Source organism: Pseudomonas sp. TE4620 (assembly GCF_056279045.1).
The window spans coordinates 5,098,390-5,118,230 of record NZ_JBWBQO010000001.1 but is presented as its reverse complement, the minus strand read 5'-3'; the positions used below and the strand labels follow the sequence as shown (position 1 = coordinate 5,118,230).

Genomic DNA, 19,841 nt, shown 5'->3' with positions numbered 1-19,841 from the left:
TCTCCCTGCTCAGGTGGCTAAGACCTGGATTGCTCCTGACATTAATTTGGGCAGCAACGCATCACGGGCTTTCGTAAGATTATCAATTTGCAGACTCAGACAATTCATCATCGCAAACAACGGTTCACATTTAAGATGCAGCTCAGCTAACGTTGCCTGGTCAGGAACGAGAATTAAGGCCTCTTCGAAGTCCTTTGCAGTAACTGCCGGGTACGCAACGCCAGTTGCCCGGTTACTCAGATGCGCTACAAATTCATCGGAGGTAACAGCCAGATAAAGAAAGGTGAATGGAACCTTTGCAGGGGAAATTACAGCGAGCCCTGTCGAAACCACTACGTTTTCTAATGGTTCCCAAATCATCGCATAAGACTTCCTCTCTGGCCGCACGCAAGACCAAATCACGTCTCCGTGCCGCACAAGCCTCCTTGCTCTCCCCGGTGCTTGGGAAAAAGGGACTTCACCAACATCCTTTATAATTCCGACGCCAACAGAAGAAATATCAATATATCGAATCGAAGAAGGTGCCTCTTTAAGCCTCAAAGTTGCTTGGTTTACTTCGGCTAATTCGGATAATGGAATATAAGCCCAACCTAAGGGAAGGCCCGTAAGACTAACGACGCTCTCATATCTTGGAAAACGCTTATTGGCGACCCACTCCTGGTATAGCAGGCGGGCCGATTCTTCGAGCAAAGCAACTCGCCGACGATGGTTCTCAATCAGATCATCATAGGCCGCGAGCAGCCCACCGATTTTTTTCTGCACATCTAATCGAGGACAAGGGATTTCCAAATTCTCGGCATCTCCAACCTTGATGTGAGGCACCGTGGCACCAAAACTCATGCCATGCAGCTTGTTCTGCATGAGAGGGCTTTGCAGTGCATAAGCAAGGTAATTCCAGTCCAACAGCTCCGGATCGGGTCGATACTGAAAAAGCCTTTGTCCAAGAAAGATATTCTGGTCGTCATCGAAGGTGCAGCGCCCTACCTCTCCAACTGGAGCCTCGCGTGTCAGAATCACATCACCAAAACGAGGCTGCGAGCGTCTTGTCCAAGACTGAAAGGTTTCCTCGTTCACATACCGCACAGTGCCTACGTCAATAAACCCCCGCTTGACGTTGGTGGTTCTAATCATTTTATAAGGCGTCGGATAGTCCACCACTGGCGCAGTCTTGTTAACGCAATCAACAGCCAGCAGACAAAGCTCGGAGAGTGGTTTTAAAGGCCAACTCATTCAGTAAGCTCCGAAAATGCCATCTGAATACGATTGGCCAGTTGTGCTGCTTTGTCGTTTAACTCGGCCAGCTCGACATGGATTTCCTTCATTCGCTCGCGGAAAGCCTCACCTTCGTCGTCATCTTCAATGCCAAGCGCCACTCCTACGTAGCGTCCTGGTGTTAGCGAAAAATCGTTGGCAGAGATGGTTGTGCGGCTGACCACGGCGCACAAACCCGGTACGTCTACATAAACGCCATCAGGAAAACGGCTCAGTAGCCAGTGCCCCTGAACGATGAAGTAACCCGCACGCTTGAAAGCCTCAACGACCAGGTCACGCACCGTGGGTTGCTCCCGTTTCTTCACATCGCGGTGGAGTAGGGCTTTTTTCACCTCACGGCAATCTTCGTAAGCAAAGGTGTAGCCAGCAGAGGCCCATTGGCGGCTGCGCAGTTGCTTGTCCGCCACATCCAGCAGCTTAAGCCAGGCCTTGTGACGGGTTTCAAGTGCGGCAAGGCCCGCCTTGAGGATAGCGTTGCCTGCTTCCGCCTTGCCCTGTACCGTTCTGCGAGCGACTAAGTTGGCCGGTGAAGACAACTCACCTAGCAACGACTTAGCCTCCGCCAGCGCGTTATCTATGAGCTTTTGCCATGCATGGCTTTCCGTTTGCACATCCTTCAACTCATCGCGAAAGCTGGCCAACAGCTCATCCGTCAACCCATGATCTTCACCCAATTTGGTACGGACAATGGCAACGGGAGTCGTGTGCAAGGTAGCGGCGGCAAGATCGCTCAGGGCCTTATCTACCAAACTGATCTGCTGATTGTCAGCGCCAATCCGTTCGGGCAACTGTTGCAGATGCTCAGCCAGTTGCTGCTGGTATTGGCCCAGTAACTCAACAAAACGCTCGGTCTGACCACGATACAGCCACGTAATTGCCGACAGGTTGCTCAGCTGTTCTTCAGTGAACACATGGGAGCGCGCTGAGAGTCACAGTGTAGACATTCCGAGCATCAATCATCAGCACGCCGTCCAAGCGCTCCTTCGGCTTACTCTTATCGTAAAACCACAAAGTGCAGGGGAGACTGCGGGTATAGAAAAACTTGGGCCCAATGGACATCATCACGTCCACATGGCCGGTCTCCACCAGTTGCTGGCGGATATCTCTGTCTTTATTGCCAGCATCCGAGGCACTGGCCGCCATGACGAATCCGGCCCTGCCAGTGGCATTTAGGTAGCTGTAAAAGTACTGAATCCACAGGCTGTTGCCATTCGAAATGGTTTCGGTGGAGTCTTTGCCACGACTCTTGCCTGCGGTACCAGGCAAACCAAAAGGCAGACGCTTGGGTGGGTTGTCTTCGAGAGTGCCAACCTGACTTTTAATCTTGGCAACCTGCACGCCATCGACGTTGAACGGCGGGTTAGCCATGACAAAGTCGCACTGACCAACCAGCTGATGCTGATCTTCATAGAAGGTGTTGCCCAGCAGGATTTTGCCTTCTAGACCATGTACAGCGAGGTTCAAACGCGCCAGCTTGCTGTTGACCTCGGCTTTCTCCTGACCGTAGAAAGTGATATCCGCATCATGGGTAAGCTTGTGCCGCACGTCCTCCATAAAGTGGCCAGTCTGTACGAACATTCCCGCCGAGCCACAGGCAGGATCAAGCACGGCTCCGTGGTCGGGTTCGATCACGTTAACGATCATCCGCACCAAGCTTGGTGGCGTGAAGAACTCACCACCTTCCTGAGCACCGCTCTGGGCGAACTGATTAAGGAAGTATTCATAGATCCGCCCGAATACGTCACCACTGGCATTTTGCAGAGCGGGGCGGTTAAAAATCTTGATCAGGTCAGGTAGTAGGTCGCGCTCTAGCCCGTGATAATTTTTGGGCAGGGCACCGGCCAGAAGCTTGTTGCCGTCTTGGTCGGTGACACTGTCTTCAATCGCCTGCATGGCTTCATGGATGGCTGCTGCGATGTTTTCGCTGGCGGGCAAACTAGCTAGGTATTCGTAGCGGGCGATTTCCGGCAGGTAGATTGCCGCTTTCCCCTGAAAACCCAATTTAATGCGGTCTTCTCGCAGCTGACCAGTCGCCCGAGCAGGAATACTGCTTTCCACTTCTTCGAGCAAAGCATAATAACGAGTCGTTGCATGTCGTAGGAAAATCAGCCCTAACACAGGCATCGAGTATTCGCTGGCGGTGAGCTTAGAGTTCGCCCGTAGCTGATCCGCTGCCTCCCATAGGTCGTCTTCGAGCTGCTTGAGTTCCTGATAGTCCATATTCAACGACGTGCCTTTTTTCGAATTCGCCATAATGAATGCGCGGGTGCTTACCTGCGATTCAAAAAATACTCGCCCTTATTATTTGAGGGGGAGTGTGATGCGCTGATTGTAACAAGGTAGCGATACTTCAATGTGCTGCTAGACAGCTAGCTCTCATGCGAAATGCCAAAGATAAAAAAAAACCCCCAACAGATCCGCATCTGCCGGGGGTTTTGTTTTTAGCTTAGGTGGCCGTTAACTCTGGCCGAACCGTTTAACTTCGGCCGAAATGGTAAATAACTTTTCCCACCTACAACAGCTGATCAGAAGTCCAGGTTGGACACCGCCAGGGCGTTGCTCTCGATGAACTCACGACGTGGCTCAACGGCGTCGCCCATCAGGGTGTTGAAGATCTGATCGGCAGCGATCGCGTCTTCGATGGTCACCTTGAGCATGCGGCGCACGGTTGGGTCCATGGTGGTTTCCCACAGCTGATCCGGGTTCATCTCACCAAGACCTTTGTATCGCTGGATGGTGTGGCGCTTGGTGCTTTCGGTCATCAGCCAGTCCAGTGCTTCCTTGAACTCGGTGATGGCTTTCTTGCGCTCGCCACGTTGCACGTAGGCGCCTTCACCCAGCAGGGTGCTCAGCTGTGCACCGAGGGCGGTGACGGTGCGGTAGTCGTTACTGCCGAAGAAGTCACGGTTGAAGGTGACGTAGCTGGCCAGGCCGTGAGAGGTGATTTCCACTTCCGGCAGCCAGACATTGCGCTCTTTGTCTTCGCGCAGGCTGGCCTTGTACAGCAGGCCGGACTTCTCGCTGGTGCGCAGACGCTCTTCGAATTTGCCCAGCCACTCCTGCATGGCAGCGTGGTCGCCCAACTGCTCCAGCGATACCGCCGGCAGGTAGACGAAGTGCTCGGTCAGCTCCTGCGGGTACAGGCGCGAGAGGCGCTTGAGGGTCTTCATCACGGTGCGGAATTCGTTGACCAGACGCTCCAGCTCGACGCCGGAAACAGGTGGTGCGGATTCGTCCAGGTGCAGGCTGGCATCTTCCAGAGCCGACTGGGTCATGTACTCTTCCATGGCGTCGTCGTCTTTGATGTACTGCTCTTGCTTGCCTTTCTTGACCTTGTACAGCGGTGGCTGGGCAATGTAGATGTAGCCACGTTCGACCAGTTCCGGCAGCTGACGGAAGAAGAAAGTCAGCAGCAGGGTACGAATGTGCGAACCGTCGACGTCAGCATCGGTCATGATGATGATGTTGTGATAGCGCAGCTTGTCGATGTTGTACTCTTCGCGGCCGATACCACAGCCCAGCGCGGTGATCAGCGTGCCCACTTCCTGGGACGAGATCATCTTGTCGAAGCGTGCTTTCTCGACGTTGAGGATCTTGCCCTTGAGCGGCAGGATCGCCTGGGTCTTGCGGTTACGACCCTGCTTGGCCGAACCACCCGCGGAGTCACCCTCCACCAGGTACAGTTCGGAAAGGGCAGGGTCCTTCTCCTGGCAATCCGCCAGTTTGCCCGGCAGGCCGGCGATATCCAGCGCACCTTTGCGGCGAGTCATTTCCCGCGCTTTACGAGCAGCTTCACGAGCACGCGCGGCGTCGATCATCTTGCCGACAACGGCCTTGGCTTCGTTCGGGTTCTCCAGCAGGAAGTCGGAGAAGTACTTGCCCATCTCCTGTTCCACGGCTGTTTTCACTTCCGAGGACACCAGCTTGTCTTTGGTCTGCGAGCTGAACTTCGGATCAGGTACCTTCACCGAGATGATCGCGGTCAGACCTTCACGGGCGTCGTCGCCGGTGGTCGAAACCTTGTTCTTCTTGGCCAGGCCTTCCTGCTCGATGTAGTTGTTCAGGTTACGGGTCAACGCCGAACGGAAACCGACCAGGTGGGTACCACCGTCGCGCTGCGGAATGTTGTTGGTGAAGCACAACAGGTTCTCGTTGAAGCTGTCGTTCCACTGCAGGGCGATTTCCACGCCCACGCCGTCTTCGCGTTGAACACTGAAGTGGAAGACCTGGTTGACCGGGGTCTTGTTGGTATTCAGGTACTCGACGAACGCACGCAGACCGCCTTCGTATTTGAAATGTTCTTCTTTACCGGAGCGCTCGTCCTTCAGCAGGATGCCGACGCCGGAGTTGAGGAAGGACAGTTCGCGAATCCGCTTGGCCAGGATGTCCCAGCTGAAGTGGATGTTCTTGAAAGTTTCAGCCGACGGCTTGAAGTGGATATGGGTACCGGTGGTTTCACTGTCGCCAACGATTTTCATCGGCGCTTGTGGAACACCGTGGACGTAAGTCTGTTCCCAGATCTTGCCACTGCGGCGAACGGTAAGGATCAACTGCTCGGAAAGGGCGTTAACCACCGACACACCTACACCGTGCAGACCGCCGGATACTTTGTAGGAGTTGTCATCGAACTTACCGCCGGCGTGGAGGACGGTCATGATGACCTCGGCAGCAGATACGCCTTCCTCTTTGTGCACGTCGACCGGAATGCCGCGACCGTTGTCGCGAACACTGATGGATTCGTCTGGGTGAATAATTACGGTGATGTCATCGCAGTGGCCGGCGAGTGCCTCGTCGATCGAGTTATCGACCACCTCGAACACCATGTGGTGCAGGCCGCTACCATCATCGGTGTCGCCAATGTACATACCGGGACGCTTGCGCACGGCATCTAGCCCTTTCAGCACTTTAATGCTGGAGGAGTCGTACGTTTGATTTTCGCTCATGCCTTCACTCCCGATGGTCGTGGGTCTGGGTGATACGGCCCTGTTCCACGTGGAACAAAGCAACTGGCGTTTCCGTCTGCCAGCCTTCCCTCAATAATTCTTGATCTACACAGGTGATAAACACCTGGCAGCGTAAGTCTTCCAACAAGCGACAAAGTGCGCGGCGGTGCTGGTCGTCGAGTTCCGACGGCAAGTCATCCACCAGATAAATACATTGGCCGCGACGCGCTTGGCTAACCAGATGGCCTTGAGCAATACGCAATGCACAGACCACCAGCTTCTGCTGGCCGCGAGACAAAATGTCAGCCGCGTTATGGGCGCCGAGTCTCAGGCGCAGGTCTGCACGTTGTGGGCCGGCCTGGGTGTGGCCCATGTGCTGATCACGTTGCAGGGAGGAGGCGAGCACTTCACTGAGTTCGCGATCCTTGTCCCAGCCACGGTAATAGCTCAGGGTCAGCCCTTCGAGCTCGACCAAATCGCTCAGGGTTTGCTCAAAGACTGGCTTCAAGGCCTTGATGTAGTTGCGACGGTATTCATCTATTTCCGCGCTGGCCAGGCACAGTTCCCGGTCCCAGGCCGCTTGCGAAACAGCGTCAAGTGTACCATGCCGCAACCATGAGTTCCGCTGCCGCAAAGCCTTCTGCAGGCGTTGCCAAGTGGCCATGAAGCGGGGTTCCACGTGGAACACCCCCCAATCGAGGAACTGCCGGCGTATTTTCGGCGCGCCTTCGAGCAGGCGAAAGCTGTCCGGATTGATCAGTTGCAGGGGCAGAATCTCTGCCAACTGGGCTGCACTGCGAGCATTCTGCCCATCGATGCGAATGGTGAACTCACCTTGCCGATCCCGCGAAATCCCCAGGTTGCTGGAACCGCCTTCACTTAACTCGACCTGGCCGAACACAGTACAAGCCAATTGCTCGTACTGAATCACCGGTGTCAGGCGGGTGCTGCGAAACGAACGGGCCAGACCCAACAGATGAACGGCTTCCAGCACGCTGGTTTTACCGCTGCCGTTGGCGCCGTACAGGATATTGATGCGGGGGGAGGGAGAGAAGGTCACCGGGTGCAGGTTACGCACCGCGGTGACAGAAACGCGACTGAGGGACATCTAGAGTCTGCTGGACAAATTACAGACGCATCGGCATGACAACATAAGCGGAGTCGTCGTTGTCAGCTTCCTGCAGCAGGGCGCTGCTGTTGGAGTCCGACAGGATCAGACGAACCTGCTCAGTGGTCATGACACCCAGGACGTCGAGCAAGTAGCTGACGTTAAAGCCGATTTCCAGCGAGCTACCGTTGTACTCGACGCTGATTTCTTCTTCCGCTTCTTCCTGCTCAGGGTTGTTGGCCTGGATCTTCAACTGGGCATTGGCCAGTTGCAGACGGATGCCGCGGTACTTCTCGTTGGACAGAATCGCGGTACGGCTGAAGGCCTCGCGCAGTGCCTGGCGGTCACCGACCACCAGCTTGTCACCGCCCTTGGGCAGCACGCGCTCGTAGTCCGGGAACTTGCCATCGACCAGCTTCGAGGTGAAGGTGAACTCACCAGTAGTAGCACGAATGTGATGCTGACCCAGCACGATGCTGACCATGCCATCCGGCTCAGTAAGCAGGCGCGCCAGTTCGAGGATACCTTTGCGCGGCACGATGACCTGGTGGCGATCAGCCTGGCCGATATCGGCACGCATCGAGCACATGGCCAGACGGTGACCGTCGGTGGCGACAGCGCGCAGGGTGTCGGTGGACACTTCCAGCAGCATGCCGTTGAGGTAGTAGCGTACGTCCTGCTGGGCCATGGCGAAGCTGGTGCGCTCGATCAAGCGGCGCAGACGGCTTTGCTCCAGGTTGCAGGTCAGCGAGCCTGGGCCTTCTTCGACAGTCGGGAAGTCATTGGCCGGCAGGGTCGACAGGGTGAAGCGGCTACGGCCAGCCTTGACCACGAGCTTCTGCTCATCGAGCTTGATGTCGATCAGCACGTCGTTGGGCAGGCTTTTGCAGATATCCATCAGCTTGCGCGCAGGCACGGTGATTTCGCCTGGCTCGGCCGGCTCTTCCAGTTGCACGCGGCCAACCAGTTCCACTTCCAGGTCAGTACCGGTCAGCGACAATTGCTGACCCTGTACCACCAGCAGTACGTTGGACAGTACCGGCAAGGTCTGGCGGCGCTCGACGACGCCTGCGACCAGTTGCAGGGGTTTCAACAGGGCTTCGCGTTGAATGGTGAAATGCATGGTCTAGTCCCTTGCCTTTAATAAGCTGCGCTGACGTTCATCAAGTCGTCAGAGTCCGCAGCAGGTTCTTGTAGTCCTCGCGGATATCCGCGTCGGATTCCTTGAGTTCGTTGATCTTGCGGCACGCATGCAACACGGTGGTGTGATCGCGGCCGCCGAATACGTCGCCGATCTCCGGCAGGCTGTGGTTGGTCAGCTCTTTGGACAAGGCCATGGCGACCTGCCGCGGACGGGCTACCGAACGGGAACGACGTTTGGACAACAGATCGGAGATCTTGATCTTGTAGTACTCGGCAACGGTGCGCTGGATGTTATCCACACTCACCAGTTTGTCCTGCAGTGCCAGAAGATCCTTGAGCGATTCGCGAATCAGCTCGATGGTGATGTCGCGGCCCATGAAGTGTGAATGAGCAATCACCCGCTTCAGGGCGCCTTCGAGTTCACGCACGTTCGAGCGAATACGCTGGGCGATAAAGAAAGCCGCATCGTGGGGCAGGTCGACCTTGGCCTGGTCGGCCTTCTTCATCAGGATCGCTACCCGGGTTTCCAACTCCGGAGGCTCTACCGCAACGGTCAGGCCCCAGCCAAAGCGCGACTTCAGGCGCTCTTCCAGGCCTTCGATTTCCTTCGGATAACGGTCGCTGGTCAGAATGACTTGCTGGCCGCCTTCGAGCAGGGCGTTGAAGGTATGGAAAAACTCTTCCTGGGAACGCTCTTTACGGGCAAAGAACTGAATGTCATCGATCAGCAGCGCGTCGACCGAACGGTAGAAGCGCTTGAATTCGTTGATGGCATTGAGCTGCAGCGCCTTGACCATGTCGGCGACGAAACGCTCGGAGTGCAGGTACACCACCTTGGCATTCGGGTTCTTCTTGAGCAGGTGGTTACCCACAGCATGCATCAAGTGCGTTTTACCCAGGCCCACGCCGCCGTACAGGAACAGCGGGTTGTAGCCATGCTTGGGGTTGTCGGCAACCTGCCAGGCCGCGGCGCGGGCCAGCTGGTTGGACTTACCTTCGACGAAGTTCTCGAAGGTAAAGGTGCGGTTCAGGTAGCTGGTGTGCTTGAGCGCACCTTCGACCTGCACGGTGCGTTGTTCGGTGCGGCCACTTGGAGCTGGCGCGGCGTTGGCCTCGCCCATGGAATCGAAGCTGTCACGCGAAGGCGCTTGCTCGACTTCTGCCACCGGTGCCGGCGCTGCAACAGGTGCGGCGACCGGTTCGCTGACCACCGCGGTTTGGGCAGCCTGGGCCTGCGAGGCGGCGACGGCTGCAGCCAGCGGCGCATTGGGTGCGGCACGTGGTGCCGAACTGCGTCTGCTGCCTATTAATAAGGAAAGGGCAGGCGCAATACCGTTGCCGTGTTCACCCAGCAGTTCGAGCAGACGGCTCAGGTACTTTTCATTGACCCAGTCGAGAACGAAACGGTTAGGCGCATAGACGCGCAACTCGTCGCCTTCGGCTTCGACCTGTAGCGGACGGATCCAGGTGTTGAATTGCTGGGCAGGCAGTTCATCGCGCAGAAGCTCCACGCACTGCTGCCAAAGTTCCACTGACACGGATATCCCCTGAGTTGAAAGCCGGTGAGGCAAAAACAAGCGCCCATTGTACCCAGCGCCAGCGCAGTTATCCACATGCAGCTGCGTTGAGGATGGCGATATATCAGCAGTTTAGTGACCAAAATGTCGTTTTGAGCTTGTGAATAAGCCCTGTGGATAACCGACCCTGAGGTCTTTGCACAACTGGGGGTCGAAATCGGTGGATAACCCGACTGTGGATAACAGGCCATTTGATCCACAGCTTTTCCGAGGCTACAGCACAGTCAAAGCACCTCTTCTCGACAGAGTTTCTTTTCTCTGTACATACGATATTTAAAGGGCTGTAGCGTGTTATCCACAGAAATCTTCCACATAAGCTTTATAAGATTCACTAAAAAGCTTTAAATAAGTCCTCTCTTTTTTTCTATGTTTAAGTGATCCGTTACTCGCAACCTGTCAGCACACCCCGAGCGGTGCCTGGAACGAAGCCGATTTTCCGTCCATAAGGAAAAGCTGGTTGGAAATTGACCTACGGCCCTGCTTTCTCTAGAATCGCCGGTCTCTTAAAACGGGGGCCATTCCGGCCCGTTGTCGACGAACCAGGTAACACGCCATGAAACGTACTTTCCAACCAAGCACCATCAAGCGCGCTCGCACTCACGGTTTCCGTGCCCGTATGGCCACCAAGAACGGTCGTGCCGTTCTGTCGCGTCGCCGTGCCAAAGGCCGTAAGCGCCTGGCAGTTTGATTTTTCGGCACTGGTGGTGAGTCAGGACTTCAGTCGGGAAAAGCGTCTGCTTGTTCCCCGACACTTCAAAGCGGTCTTCGACTCCCCAACCGGCAAGGTTCCAGGGAAATGCCTGCTGATCCTTGCTCGCGAGAACGGTCTTGATCATCCCCGCCTGGGGCTTGTGATCGGGAAAAAGAGCGTCAAGCTCTCCGTTCAACGCAATCGCCTGAAACGCCTGATGCGCGATTCGTTTCGCCTGAACCAGCATTCGCTTGTTGGTTGGGATATCGTGATCGTCGCGCGCAAAGGGTTGGGCGAGATTGAAAACCCAGAATTGCACCAACATTTTGGCAAGCTCTGGAAGCGCCTTGCACGCAGTCGGCCCGCTCCAGTGGTTAACACCGACTCTGTGGGGGTAGACAGTCAAGATGCGTAAACTGGCGCTCGTTCCGATCCAGTTTTACCGCTATGCCATTAGTCCACTGATGGCCAGTCACTGTCGTTTCTACCCCAGTTGCTCCTGCTATGCGTACGAAGCCATCGAAACACATGGCCTTTTACGCGGCGGGTGGCTTACCGTTCGTCGCCTGGGGCGTTGTCATCCGTGGAATGCCGGTGGTTTTGACCCGGTTCCACCTGCCTCCTCTTCCCGTACTTCTTCGATAGCCGAGTAATCATGGATATTAAACGCACGATCCTGATCGTCGCCCTGGCAATCGTGTCCTACGTCATGGTCCTTAACTGGAACCAGGACTATGGCCAGGCTGCCCTGCCGACTCAGAATACTGCTGCCAGCAACGTTGCCCCGGCCCTGCCGGACACCGCGCAGGCCGGTAACACTGGCGCCAGCGCCGATGTACCGAGCGCCAACGCTGAATCCAGCCCAGCAGAACTTGCCCCGGTAGTGGTCAGCAAGGACCTGATTCGGGTCAAGACTGATGTCCTCGATCTGGCTATCGATCCAAACGGTGGTGATATCGCCCAGCTGACGCTGCCGAAATACCCACGCCGCCAGGATCATCCGGACATTCCGTTCCAGTTGTTCGACAACGGTGGCGAGCGTACTTACCTGGCACAGAGCGGTCTGACTGGCGCCAACGGCCCGGATGCGCGTTCGTCCGGCCGTCCGCTGTATGCCGCTGATCAGAAAAGTTTCCAACTGGCCGATGGTCAGGACCAACTGGTCGTCGACCTGAAGTTCAGCGATGCCGGCGTCAACTACATCAAGCGCTTCAGCTTCAAGCGCGGTGAGTACGACCTGACCGTCACCTACCTGATCGACAACCAGAGCGCCCAGCCCTGGACCGGTAACCTGTTCGCGCAACTCAAGCGCGACGCGAGCTCGGATCCTTCCTCGAGCACCGCAACCGGTACCGCGACTTATCTCGGTGCGGCCCTGTGGACAAGTTCGGAGCCCTACAAAAAGGTGTCGATGAAAGACATCGACAAGGGAAATCTGAAAGAAAATGTTACCGGCGGCTGGGTTGCCTGGCTGCAGCACTACTTTGTAACAGCCTGGATTCCAAACAAGTCTGACAACAACATCGTTCAGACCCGTAAAGACAGCCAGGGCAACTACATCATCGGTTTCACCGGCCCGGCACTGAACGTTGCCGCTGGTGGTAAAGGCGAAACCAGCACCATGCTGTACGCCGGTCCCAAGATCCAGGAGAAGCTCAAAGAGTTGTCCCCAGGTCTGGAACTGACCGTCGACTACGGCATCCTGTGGTTCATTGCCCAGCCAATCTTCTGGCTGCTGCAACATATCCACAGCCTGCTCGGCAACTGGGGCTGGTCGATCATCGTCCTGACCATGCTGATCAAAGGTCTGTTCTTCCCGCTGTCGGCTGCCAGCTACCGTTCGATGGCGCGCATGCGTGCCGTTGCGCCGAAACTGGCAATCCTCAAAGAGCAGCATGGCGATGACCGGCAGAAAATGTCGCAAGCCATGATGGAGCTGTACAAGAAAGAGAAGATCAACCCGCTGGGCGGCTGCCTGCCGATCCTGGTGCAGATGCCGGTCTTCCTCTCGCTGTACTGGGTTCTGCTGGAAAGCGTCGAGATGCGTCAGGCGCCGTGGATGTTCTGGATCACTGACCTGTCGATCAAGGATCCGTTCTTCATCCTGCCGATCATCATGGGCGCAACCATGTTCATCCAGCAGCAACTGAACCCGACTCCGCCGGATCCGATGCAGGCCAAGGTGATGAAGCTGATGCCAATCATCTTCACCTTCTTCTTCCTGTGGTTCCCTGCAGGTCTGGTGCTGTACTGGGTTGTGAACAACTGCCTGTCGATCGCACAGCAGTGGTACATCACCCGCAGCATCGAAAAGGCTACCAAGAAAGCCGCTGCTTGACGGGTTAGCCAGCTAACCTGTGGATAAACGCCCCCTCGTGGGGCGTTTTGCTATCTGTCGTTTTTGTCGTGAGGCCTTCGAGCATGAACACTGTGCGTGAAACCATTGCCGCCATCGCTACCGCCCAGGGACGTGGGGGTGTGGGGATCGTGCGGCTATCCGGGCCTCTGGCCAAACAAGCCGGGCTGGCCATCTGTGGAAAACCGCTAACACCGCGGCACGCCCATTACGGCCCGTTCCGCGCGGAAGATGGCCTGGTGCTGGATGAAGGCATCGCGCTGTTTTTTCCCGGGCCCAACTCTTTCACCGGTGAAGACGTGCTGGAGCTGCAGGGCCACGGCGGCCCGGTGGTGCTCGATATGCTCCTGCAGCGCTGTGTACAACTGGGTTGCCGCCTGGCGCGCCCGGGTGAATTCAGCGAGCGTGCGTTCCTCAATGACAAACTCGACCTGGCCCAGGCCGAGGCAATCGCCGACCTGATCGAAGCCAGTTCTACACAGGCGGCGCGTAATGCCTTGCGCTCGCTGCAGGGCGAATTTTCCCGTCGTGTGGATAACCTCACGGAGAAATTGATCAGCCTGCGCATCTACGTGGAAGCTGCGATCGACTTCCCCGAGGAAGAAATCGACTTTCTTGCCGACGGTCATGTGCTGAGCATGCTCGATGACGTGCGCAATAATTTATCCACAGTGCAGCGTGAAGCCGGGCAGGGCGCCTTGCTGCGTGACGGCATGACAGTGGTGATTGCCGGCCGGCCGAATGCCGGCAAGTCGAGCCTGCTTAACGTACTGGCGGGTCGCGAGGCAGCGATTGTCACCGATATCGCCGGTACCACCCGGGACATCCTGCGCGAACATATCCACATCGACGGTATGCCGCTGCATGTGGTCGACACCGCCGGGTTGCGCGACACCGACGATCATGTGGAAAAGATCGGTGTGCAGCGCGCCCTCAAGGCCATCAACGAAGCCGACCGGGTGTTGCTGGTGGTGGATTCCACAGCGCCGGAAGCCAGTGATCCGTTTGCCCTGTGGCCGGAATTCCTCGATCTGCGTACGGATCCGGCCAAGGTCACGCTGATTCGCAACAAGGCTGACCTGAGCGGCGAAGCCATTGCCATGGAGCAGAGCGAAGATGGCCACGTCACCATTACCCTCAGTGCCAAGGACAGCGACATGGGCTTGGAGCTGCTGCGCGAGCACCTGAAGGCCTGCATGGGTTATGAACAGACTGCCGAAAGCAGCTTCAGCGCCCGCAGGCGCCATCTGGAGGCATTGCGCCAGGCTAGCGCGCACCTGGAGCACGGTCGTGCGCAGTTGACCCTGGCCGGTGCGGGTGAGCTGCTGGCAGAGGATCTACGCCAGGCACAACAGGCTTTGGGTGAAATTACCGGGGCTTTCAGCTCCGATGACTTGCTCGGGCGAATCTTCTCCAGCTTCTGCATCGGCAAGTAAAGGTCGTTATCCACAGCCGGGTCTGCAACGGACCCGGCTGTAGCATCAAATTTTCACCAATCCTCTCTCCTGGTCAGTACAGCCACAGTGCTCGCGCTGTACTCACTCCTGCGTGTCTATCCACAATTCTCTGAAATAAGCCCTGTGGAAAACCCACCTTCAGCTCCGTTGATAACTGGCCTTCAAAGCTGGAGATAACTGCGCTTGTGGGTAACTGGCCATTTAATCCACAGGCTTAAAGCGCTTATCCAGAACGCTCATGCCCGGTAGACCACAGGGTTTTGAATCTCTGTACATAAGATAAATAAAGGCCTGTAGAACCTTATCCACAGAAAGGTGGCTGACTAAGAATAAACATAAAAACAAAGCTTTAATAAATTTCTCTCTTTTAATTTCTATTGCACGCCATTCATCCACAGCCTGGTTAAATTTTGTGCAAAAGGTTCCTTTAGAGGGGGGTAAGTCCCTATACTTGTGCGTTATCCCTATCTATTCCCGAAACAGGCACGAGGTGCGTGGTGGATTTCCCTTCCCGTTTTGAAGTGATCGTCATCGGCGGCGGCCATGCCGGTACCGAGGCTGCGCTTGCGTCTGCACGCATGGGTGTAAAAACCCTGCTGCTGACCCACAACGTGGAAACCCTCGGTCATATGAGTTGCAACCCAGCCATCGGTGGCATCGGCAAGAGCCACCTGGTCAAGGAAATCGATGCGCTCGGCGGTGCCATGGCACTGGCCACTGACAAGAGCGGTATCCAGTTCCGTGTGTTGAACAACCGCAAAGGCCCGGCAGTGCGCGCTACTCGCGCCCAGGCCGACCGCGCCATCTACAAATCGGTGGTGCGCGAGATTCTCGAGAACCAGCCCAACCTGTGGATATTCCAGCAGTCGTGCGACGACCTGATCGTCGAGCAGGACCAGGTACGCGGCGTGGTGACACAAATGGGTCTGCGTTTTCTCGCCGACTCCGTGGTATTGACCACCGGCACCTTCCTCGGCGGACTTATCCACATCGGTTTGCAGAATTACTCCGGTGGCCGTGCCGGCGATCCACCCTCGATTGCCCTGGCGCGCCGCCTGCGGGAATTGCCGCTGCGTGTTGGCCGGCTGAAAACCGGCACGCCGCCACGCATCGATGGTCGCTCGGTGGATTTCTCGGTCATGACCGAGCAACCGGGGGATACGCCGATTCCGGTGATGTCGTTCATGGGCTCCAAGGAACAGCACCCGCTTCAGGTCAGCTGCTGGATTACCCATACCAACGCCCGTACCCACGAGATCATTGCCTCGAACCTCGATCGTTCGCCGATGTACTCCGGCGTCATCGAAGGCATCGGCCCGCGCTATTGCCCGTCGATCGAAGACAAGATCCACCGCTTTGCCGACAAGGAAAGCCACCAGGTGTTCATCGAGCCGGAAGGCCTGAACACCCACGAGCTGTACCCGAACGGGATATCCACATCCTTGCCGTTCGATGTGCAGTTGCAGATCGTGCGTTCGATCCGCGGCATGGAAAACGCCCACATCGTGCGCCCGGGCTATGCCATCGAGTACGACTACTTCGATCCGCGTGATCTCAAGTACAGCCTGGAAACCAAGGTCATCGGCGGCCTGTTCTTTGCTGGCCAGATCAACGGCACCACCGGTTACGAAGAAGCCGGCGCCCAGGGTTTGCTTGCCGGGACCAACGCCGCGTTGCGCGCCCAGGGCCGTGAAAGCTGGTGCCCGCGTCGCGACGAGGCGTACATCGGTGTGCTGGTCGACGACCTGATTACCCTGGGTACCCAGGAGCCCTACCGTATGTTCACTTCGCGGGCCGAGTACCGGCTTATCCTGCGCGAAGACAACGCCGACCTGCGCCTGACCGAAAAAGGCCGCGAGCTGGGCCTGGTCGATGATGCGCGCTGGGCCGCATTCAGCGCCAAGCGCGAAGGCATTGCCCTGGAAGAGCAGCGCCTGAAGTCCACCTGGGTACGCCCGGACACCGCGCAAGGCCAGGCCATTGCCGAAAAATTTGGCACGCCGTTGAGCCATGAATACAACCTGCTCAACCTGCTGACCCGTCCGGAAATCGATTACGCCGGGCTGATGGAAGTCACCGGCGGCTCGGATATTGACCCGCAAGTGGCCGAACAGGTCGAGATCAAAACCAAATACGCCGGCTACATCGACCGGCAACAGGAAGAAATCGCCCGGCTGCGCGCCAGCGAAGACACCCGCCTGCCCGACGATATCGACTACAGCGGTATTTCCGGGTTGTCCAAGGAAATCCAGGGCAAGCTCGGCCAGACCCGGCCCGAGACCCTGGGCCAGGCTTCGCGTATCCCCGGCGTGACCCCGGCGGCGATTTCCCTGTTGCTGATTCATCTGAAAAAACGCGGCGCAGGCCGCGAGTTGGAGCAAAGCGCTTGAGTTCTCAGGTCACCCCTCAACACGCCGAAGAGTTGTCCACAGGCGCCCGCCAGCTCGGTGTCGAGCTGAGCGAGGCCCAGCATGCACAACTGCTGGCCTACCTGGCCTTGCTGATCAAGTGGAACAAGGCCTACAACCTGACCGCCGTGCGCAATCCGGACGAAATGGTGTCCCGCCATCTGCTCGACAGCCTCAGCGTCATGCCGTTTATCCACAGCGAGCGCTGGCTGGATGTCGGCAGCGGCGGTGGCATGCCGGGCATTCCATTGGCTATCCTGCATCCGCACAAGCAAGTCACGGTGCTCGACAGCAACGGCAAGAAAACCCGCTTCCTGACCCAGGTAAAGCTGGAGCTCAAACTGGATAACCTCACAGTTATCCACAAGCGGGTCGAGGAGTTCCAACCGGAGCTGCCTTTCACCGGAATTGTTTCCCGTGCTTTCAGCAGCATGGAGAACTTCACCAACTGGACGCGCCACCTCGGCGACGCCCAGACGCAGTGGCTGGCAATGAAAGGGCTGCATCCTGCCGATGAGCTGGTAGCATTGCCGGCAGATTTCAGAGTGGATAGCGAGCAGGCCTTGACCGTTCCGGGTTGCCAAGGCCAACGCCATCTGCTGATACTGCGCCGCACGGCATGATTGGGAACACAAGCAAGAATGGCTAAGGTATTCGCTATCGCGAACCAGAAAGGTGGTGTGGGCAAAACCACCACCTGTATCAATCTCGCAGCATCGCTGGTGGCAACCAAGCGCCGCGTGCTGCTGATCGATCTCGATCCACAGGGCAACGCCACCATGGGTAGCGGTGTGGATAAACACGTCCTGGAACATTCGGTCTATGACCTGTTGATCGGCGAATGCGACCTGGCCCAGGCCATGCACTTCTCCGAGCACGGCGGCTATCAACTGCTGCCGGCCAACCGCGACCTGACCGCTGCCGAAGTGGTTCTGCTGGAAATGCAGATGAAGGAGAGCCGCCTGCGCACCGCGCTGGCGCCGATCCGCGAGAATTACGACTACATCCTGATCGACTGCCCGCCGTCGCTGTCGATGCTGACCCTCAACGCCCTGGTCGCTGCCGATGGCGTGATCATTCCGATGCAATGTGAATACTTTGCCCTGGAAGGCTTGAGCGACCTTGTGGATAACATCAAGCGGATCGGCGAGCGTCTGAACCCGCAGCTCAAGGTCGAAGGCCTGCTGCGGACCATGTACGACCCGCGCCTGAGCCTGATCAACGATGTGTCCGCGCAGCTCAAGGAACACTTCGGCGACCAGCTGTACGACACCGTGATTCCACGCAACATCCGCCTGGCCGAGGCTCCGAGCTTCGGCATGCCGGCCCTGGCCTACGACAAGCAATCGCGTGGCGCCCTGGCGTACCTGGCCCTGGCCGGGGAACTGGTTCGTCGCCAACGTCGTCAAACCCGCACTGCACAGACAACTTAAGGAATCCGCATGGCCGTTAAGAAACGGGGTCTCGGACGTGGGTTGGATGCACTGCTCAGTGGTCCGACCGTCAGCGCGCTCGAAGAGCAGGCTGTCCAGGTCGACCAAAAGGAACTGCAACACCTGCCGCTCGACCTGATCCAGCGCGGCAAGTACCAGCCGCGCCGGGACATGGACCCGCAGGCACTGGAAGAACTCGCCCACTCGATCAAGAGCCAGGGCGTGATGCAGCCGATCGTGGTGCGCCCGATCGCCGACAACAAATTCGAGATCATCGCCGGTGAACGCCGCTGGCGCGCGAGCCAGCAGGCCGGCATGGACACCATTCCGGCCATGGTCCGCGATGTGCCCGATGAAGCGGCTATCGCCATGGCCCTGATCGAGAACATCCAGCGCGAAGACCTCAACCCGGTGGAAGAGGCCATCGCCCTGCAGCGCCTGCAGCAGGAGTTCCAGCTGACCCAGCAACAGGTCGCCGATGCCGTGGGCAAGTCGCGGGTCACCGTGGCCAACTTGCTGCGCCTGATCTCGTTGCCGGAAGTGATCAAGACCATGCTGTCCCACGGCGACCTGGAGATGGGTCACGCCCGGGCATTGCTCGGATTGCCGGATGAACAGCAGGTCGACGGGGCGCGTCACGTTGTCGCACGCGGCCTGACCGTACGCCAGACCGAAGCACTGGTTCGCCAGTGGCTCAACGGTAAGCCTGAGGCTGCAGAACCTGCCAAGCCGGACCCGGATATCACCCGCCTTGAACAGCGTCTGGCAGAGCGTCTGGGCTCGGCCGTACAGATTCGCCACGGCAACAAGGGCAAGGGCCAGTTAGTTATCCGTTACAACTCACTAGATGAGTTGCAAGGTGTCCTTGCTCACATCCGCTGAAACAATTCCTTTTGTAGCGCGCAGTCGGAAATCACTACCCGGCAGTTGAATAGGGGTTAAACCGCCCCTATACTCTGCGCGCATTTTGTCGGCACAAATTATGCCAAGTCATAGCTGACTGGTTGGTCGACTTTCGAGGAGCAGTTGTGATGGAAATCCGCACGCCAAACCGCTTGCCTTTCCATCGCTGGGCGGTTTTTCCGGTACTGTTGGCTCAATGTGTCGTGTTTCTGCTGGCAACTTTGGCGTTGTGGCAGTGGCACGGGGCGGTCAGTGGATATTCGGCACTCTGCGGAGGGCTGATTGCCTGGCTGCCGAATGTGTATTTCGCCTGGAAGGCTTTTCGGTATACCGGAGCCAGGGCAGCGCAGGCCATCGTCAAGTCGTTCTACGCTGGCGAGGCAGGCAAATTGATTTTGACGGCAGTGCTTTTTGCACTGACGTTTGCAGGAGTGAAGCCATTGGCGCCGTTAGCAGTCTTCGGTGTCTTTCTGCTGACCCAGTTGGTCAGCTGGTTCGCGCCCCTGCTGATGAATATAAGACTTTCGAGACCTTAGGGCGTTTGAGGCAA

At 57.2% G+C, this 19,841-nt stretch carries 17 protein-coding genes; 10 read left to right on the top strand and 7 right to left on the bottom strand.

Features of this window, described 5'->3' with window-relative positions; all coding sequences use genetic code 11:
* Positions 1–9 precede the first annotated feature (9 nt).
* From ACZ9A3_RS23840 to dnaA, 7 genes are all read right to left on the bottom strand, one after another.
* Positions 10–1,230, bottom strand: coding sequence for a restriction endonuclease subunit S (locus ACZ9A3_RS23840; protein WP_476253183.1), 1,221 nt, complete (start codon positions 1,228–1,230; stop codon positions 10–12).
* Entirely contained in the window at positions 1,227–2,183 is a 957-nt protein-coding gene (locus ACZ9A3_RS23835; RefSeq protein ID WP_476253182.1) for a hypothetical protein, read from the bottom strand. Before ACZ9A3_RS23835 ends, ACZ9A3_RS23840 begins: the two co-directional genes overlap by 4 nt.
* On the bottom strand, positions 2,173–3,492 hold the full coding sequence (locus ACZ9A3_RS23830; RefSeq protein ID WP_476253350.1) for a type I restriction-modification system subunit M: 1,320 nt from the start codon (positions 3,490–3,492) through the stop codon (positions 2,173–2,175). Before ACZ9A3_RS23830 ends, ACZ9A3_RS23835 begins: the two co-directional genes overlap by 11 nt.
* A 305-nt stretch (positions 3,493–3,797) precedes the next feature.
* Positions 3,798–6,215 (bottom strand): DNA topoisomerase (ATP-hydrolyzing) subunit B, encoded by a 2,418-nt coding sequence (gyrB, locus tag ACZ9A3_RS23825; RefSeq protein WP_045199388.1) that lies wholly within the window; start codon positions 6,213–6,215, stop codon positions 3,798–3,800.
* A gap of 4 nt (positions 6,216–6,219) precedes the next feature.
* Entirely contained in the window at positions 6,220–7,323 is a 1,104-nt protein-coding gene (recF, locus tag ACZ9A3_RS23820; RefSeq protein ID WP_010222707.1) for a DNA replication/repair protein RecF, read from the bottom strand.
* A 19-nt stretch (positions 7,324–7,342) separates the two neighbouring features.
* Positions 7,343–8,446 carry a DNA polymerase III subunit beta gene (dnaN, locus tag ACZ9A3_RS23815; RefSeq protein ID WP_038997897.1) on the bottom strand — a complete coding sequence of 368 codons (1,104 nt, stop codon included), beginning with the start codon at positions 8,444–8,446 and terminating at the stop codon, positions 7,343–7,345.
* 40 nt (positions 8,447–8,486) lie between these two features.
* Positions 8,487–10,004 carry a chromosomal replication initiator protein DnaA gene (gene dnaA / locus ACZ9A3_RS23810; RefSeq protein ID WP_093377769.1) on the bottom strand — a complete coding sequence of 506 codons (1,518 nt, stop codon included), beginning with the start codon at positions 10,002–10,004 and terminating at the stop codon, positions 8,487–8,489.
* A 592-nt stretch (positions 10,005–10,596) separates the two neighbouring features.
* Here dnaA and rpmH point away from each other — a divergent pair.
* From rpmH to ACZ9A3_RS23760, 10 genes are all read left to right on the top strand, one after another.
* Entirely contained in the window at positions 10,597–10,731 is a 135-nt protein-coding gene (gene rpmH / locus ACZ9A3_RS23805) for a 50S ribosomal protein L34 (RefSeq protein ID WP_002551315.1), read from the top strand.
* 13 nt (positions 10,732–10,744) lie between these two features.
* The gene (rnpA, locus tag ACZ9A3_RS23800; RefSeq protein ID WP_213604342.1) at positions 10,745–11,149 is read left to right on the top strand and encodes a ribonuclease P protein component; all 405 of its coding nucleotides are present in this window, start codon (positions 10,745–10,747) and stop codon (positions 11,147–11,149) included.
* On the top strand, positions 11,142–11,387 hold the full coding sequence (gene yidD, locus ACZ9A3_RS23795; protein WP_080764817.1) for a membrane protein insertion efficiency factor YidD: 246 nt from the start codon (positions 11,142–11,144) through the stop codon (positions 11,385–11,387). Before rnpA ends, yidD begins: the two co-directional genes overlap by 8 nt.
* A gap of 2 nt (positions 11,388–11,389) precedes the next feature.
* Positions 11,390–13,072 carry a membrane protein insertase YidC gene (gene yidC / locus ACZ9A3_RS23790; protein WP_045199395.1) on the top strand — a complete coding sequence of 561 codons (1,683 nt, stop codon included), beginning with the start codon at positions 11,390–11,392 and terminating at the stop codon, positions 13,070–13,072.
* A gap of 83 nt (positions 13,073–13,155) precedes the next feature.
* Positions 13,156–14,526 (top strand): tRNA uridine-5-carboxymethylaminomethyl(34) synthesis GTPase MnmE, encoded by a 1,371-nt coding sequence (gene mnmE / locus ACZ9A3_RS23785; RefSeq protein ID WP_476253181.1) that lies wholly within the window; start codon positions 13,156–13,158, stop codon positions 14,524–14,526.
* 518 nt (positions 14,527–15,044) lie between these two features.
* Positions 15,045–16,937: a tRNA uridine-5-carboxymethylaminomethyl(34) synthesis enzyme MnmG gene (mnmG, locus tag ACZ9A3_RS23780; RefSeq protein WP_476253180.1), complete on the top strand. Its 1,893-nt coding sequence runs from the start codon at positions 15,045–15,047 to the stop codon at positions 16,935–16,937.
* Positions 16,934–17,578, top strand: coding sequence for a 16S rRNA (guanine(527)-N(7))-methyltransferase RsmG (gene rsmG, locus ACZ9A3_RS23775; RefSeq protein WP_045199399.1), 645 nt, complete (start codon positions 16,934–16,936; stop codon positions 17,576–17,578). Before mnmG ends, rsmG begins: the two co-directional genes overlap by 4 nt.
* 18 nt (positions 17,579–17,596) lie before the next feature.
* Positions 17,597–18,388, top strand: coding sequence for a ParA family protein (locus ACZ9A3_RS23770; protein WP_010222720.1), 792 nt, complete (start codon positions 17,597–17,599; stop codon positions 18,386–18,388).
* 9 nt (positions 18,389–18,397) lie between these two features.
* Positions 18,398–19,270: a ParB/RepB/Spo0J family partition protein gene (locus tag ACZ9A3_RS23765; RefSeq protein ID WP_045199401.1), complete on the top strand. Its 873-nt coding sequence runs from the start codon at positions 18,398–18,400 to the stop codon at positions 19,268–19,270.
* 149 nt (positions 19,271–19,419) lie between these two features.
* The gene (locus tag ACZ9A3_RS23760) at positions 19,420–19,827 is read left to right on the top strand and encodes a F0F1 ATP synthase subunit I (RefSeq protein ID WP_476253179.1); all 408 of its coding nucleotides are present in this window, start codon (positions 19,420–19,422) and stop codon (positions 19,825–19,827) included.
* The last annotated feature ends 14 nt before the right edge of the window (positions 19,828–19,841 follow it).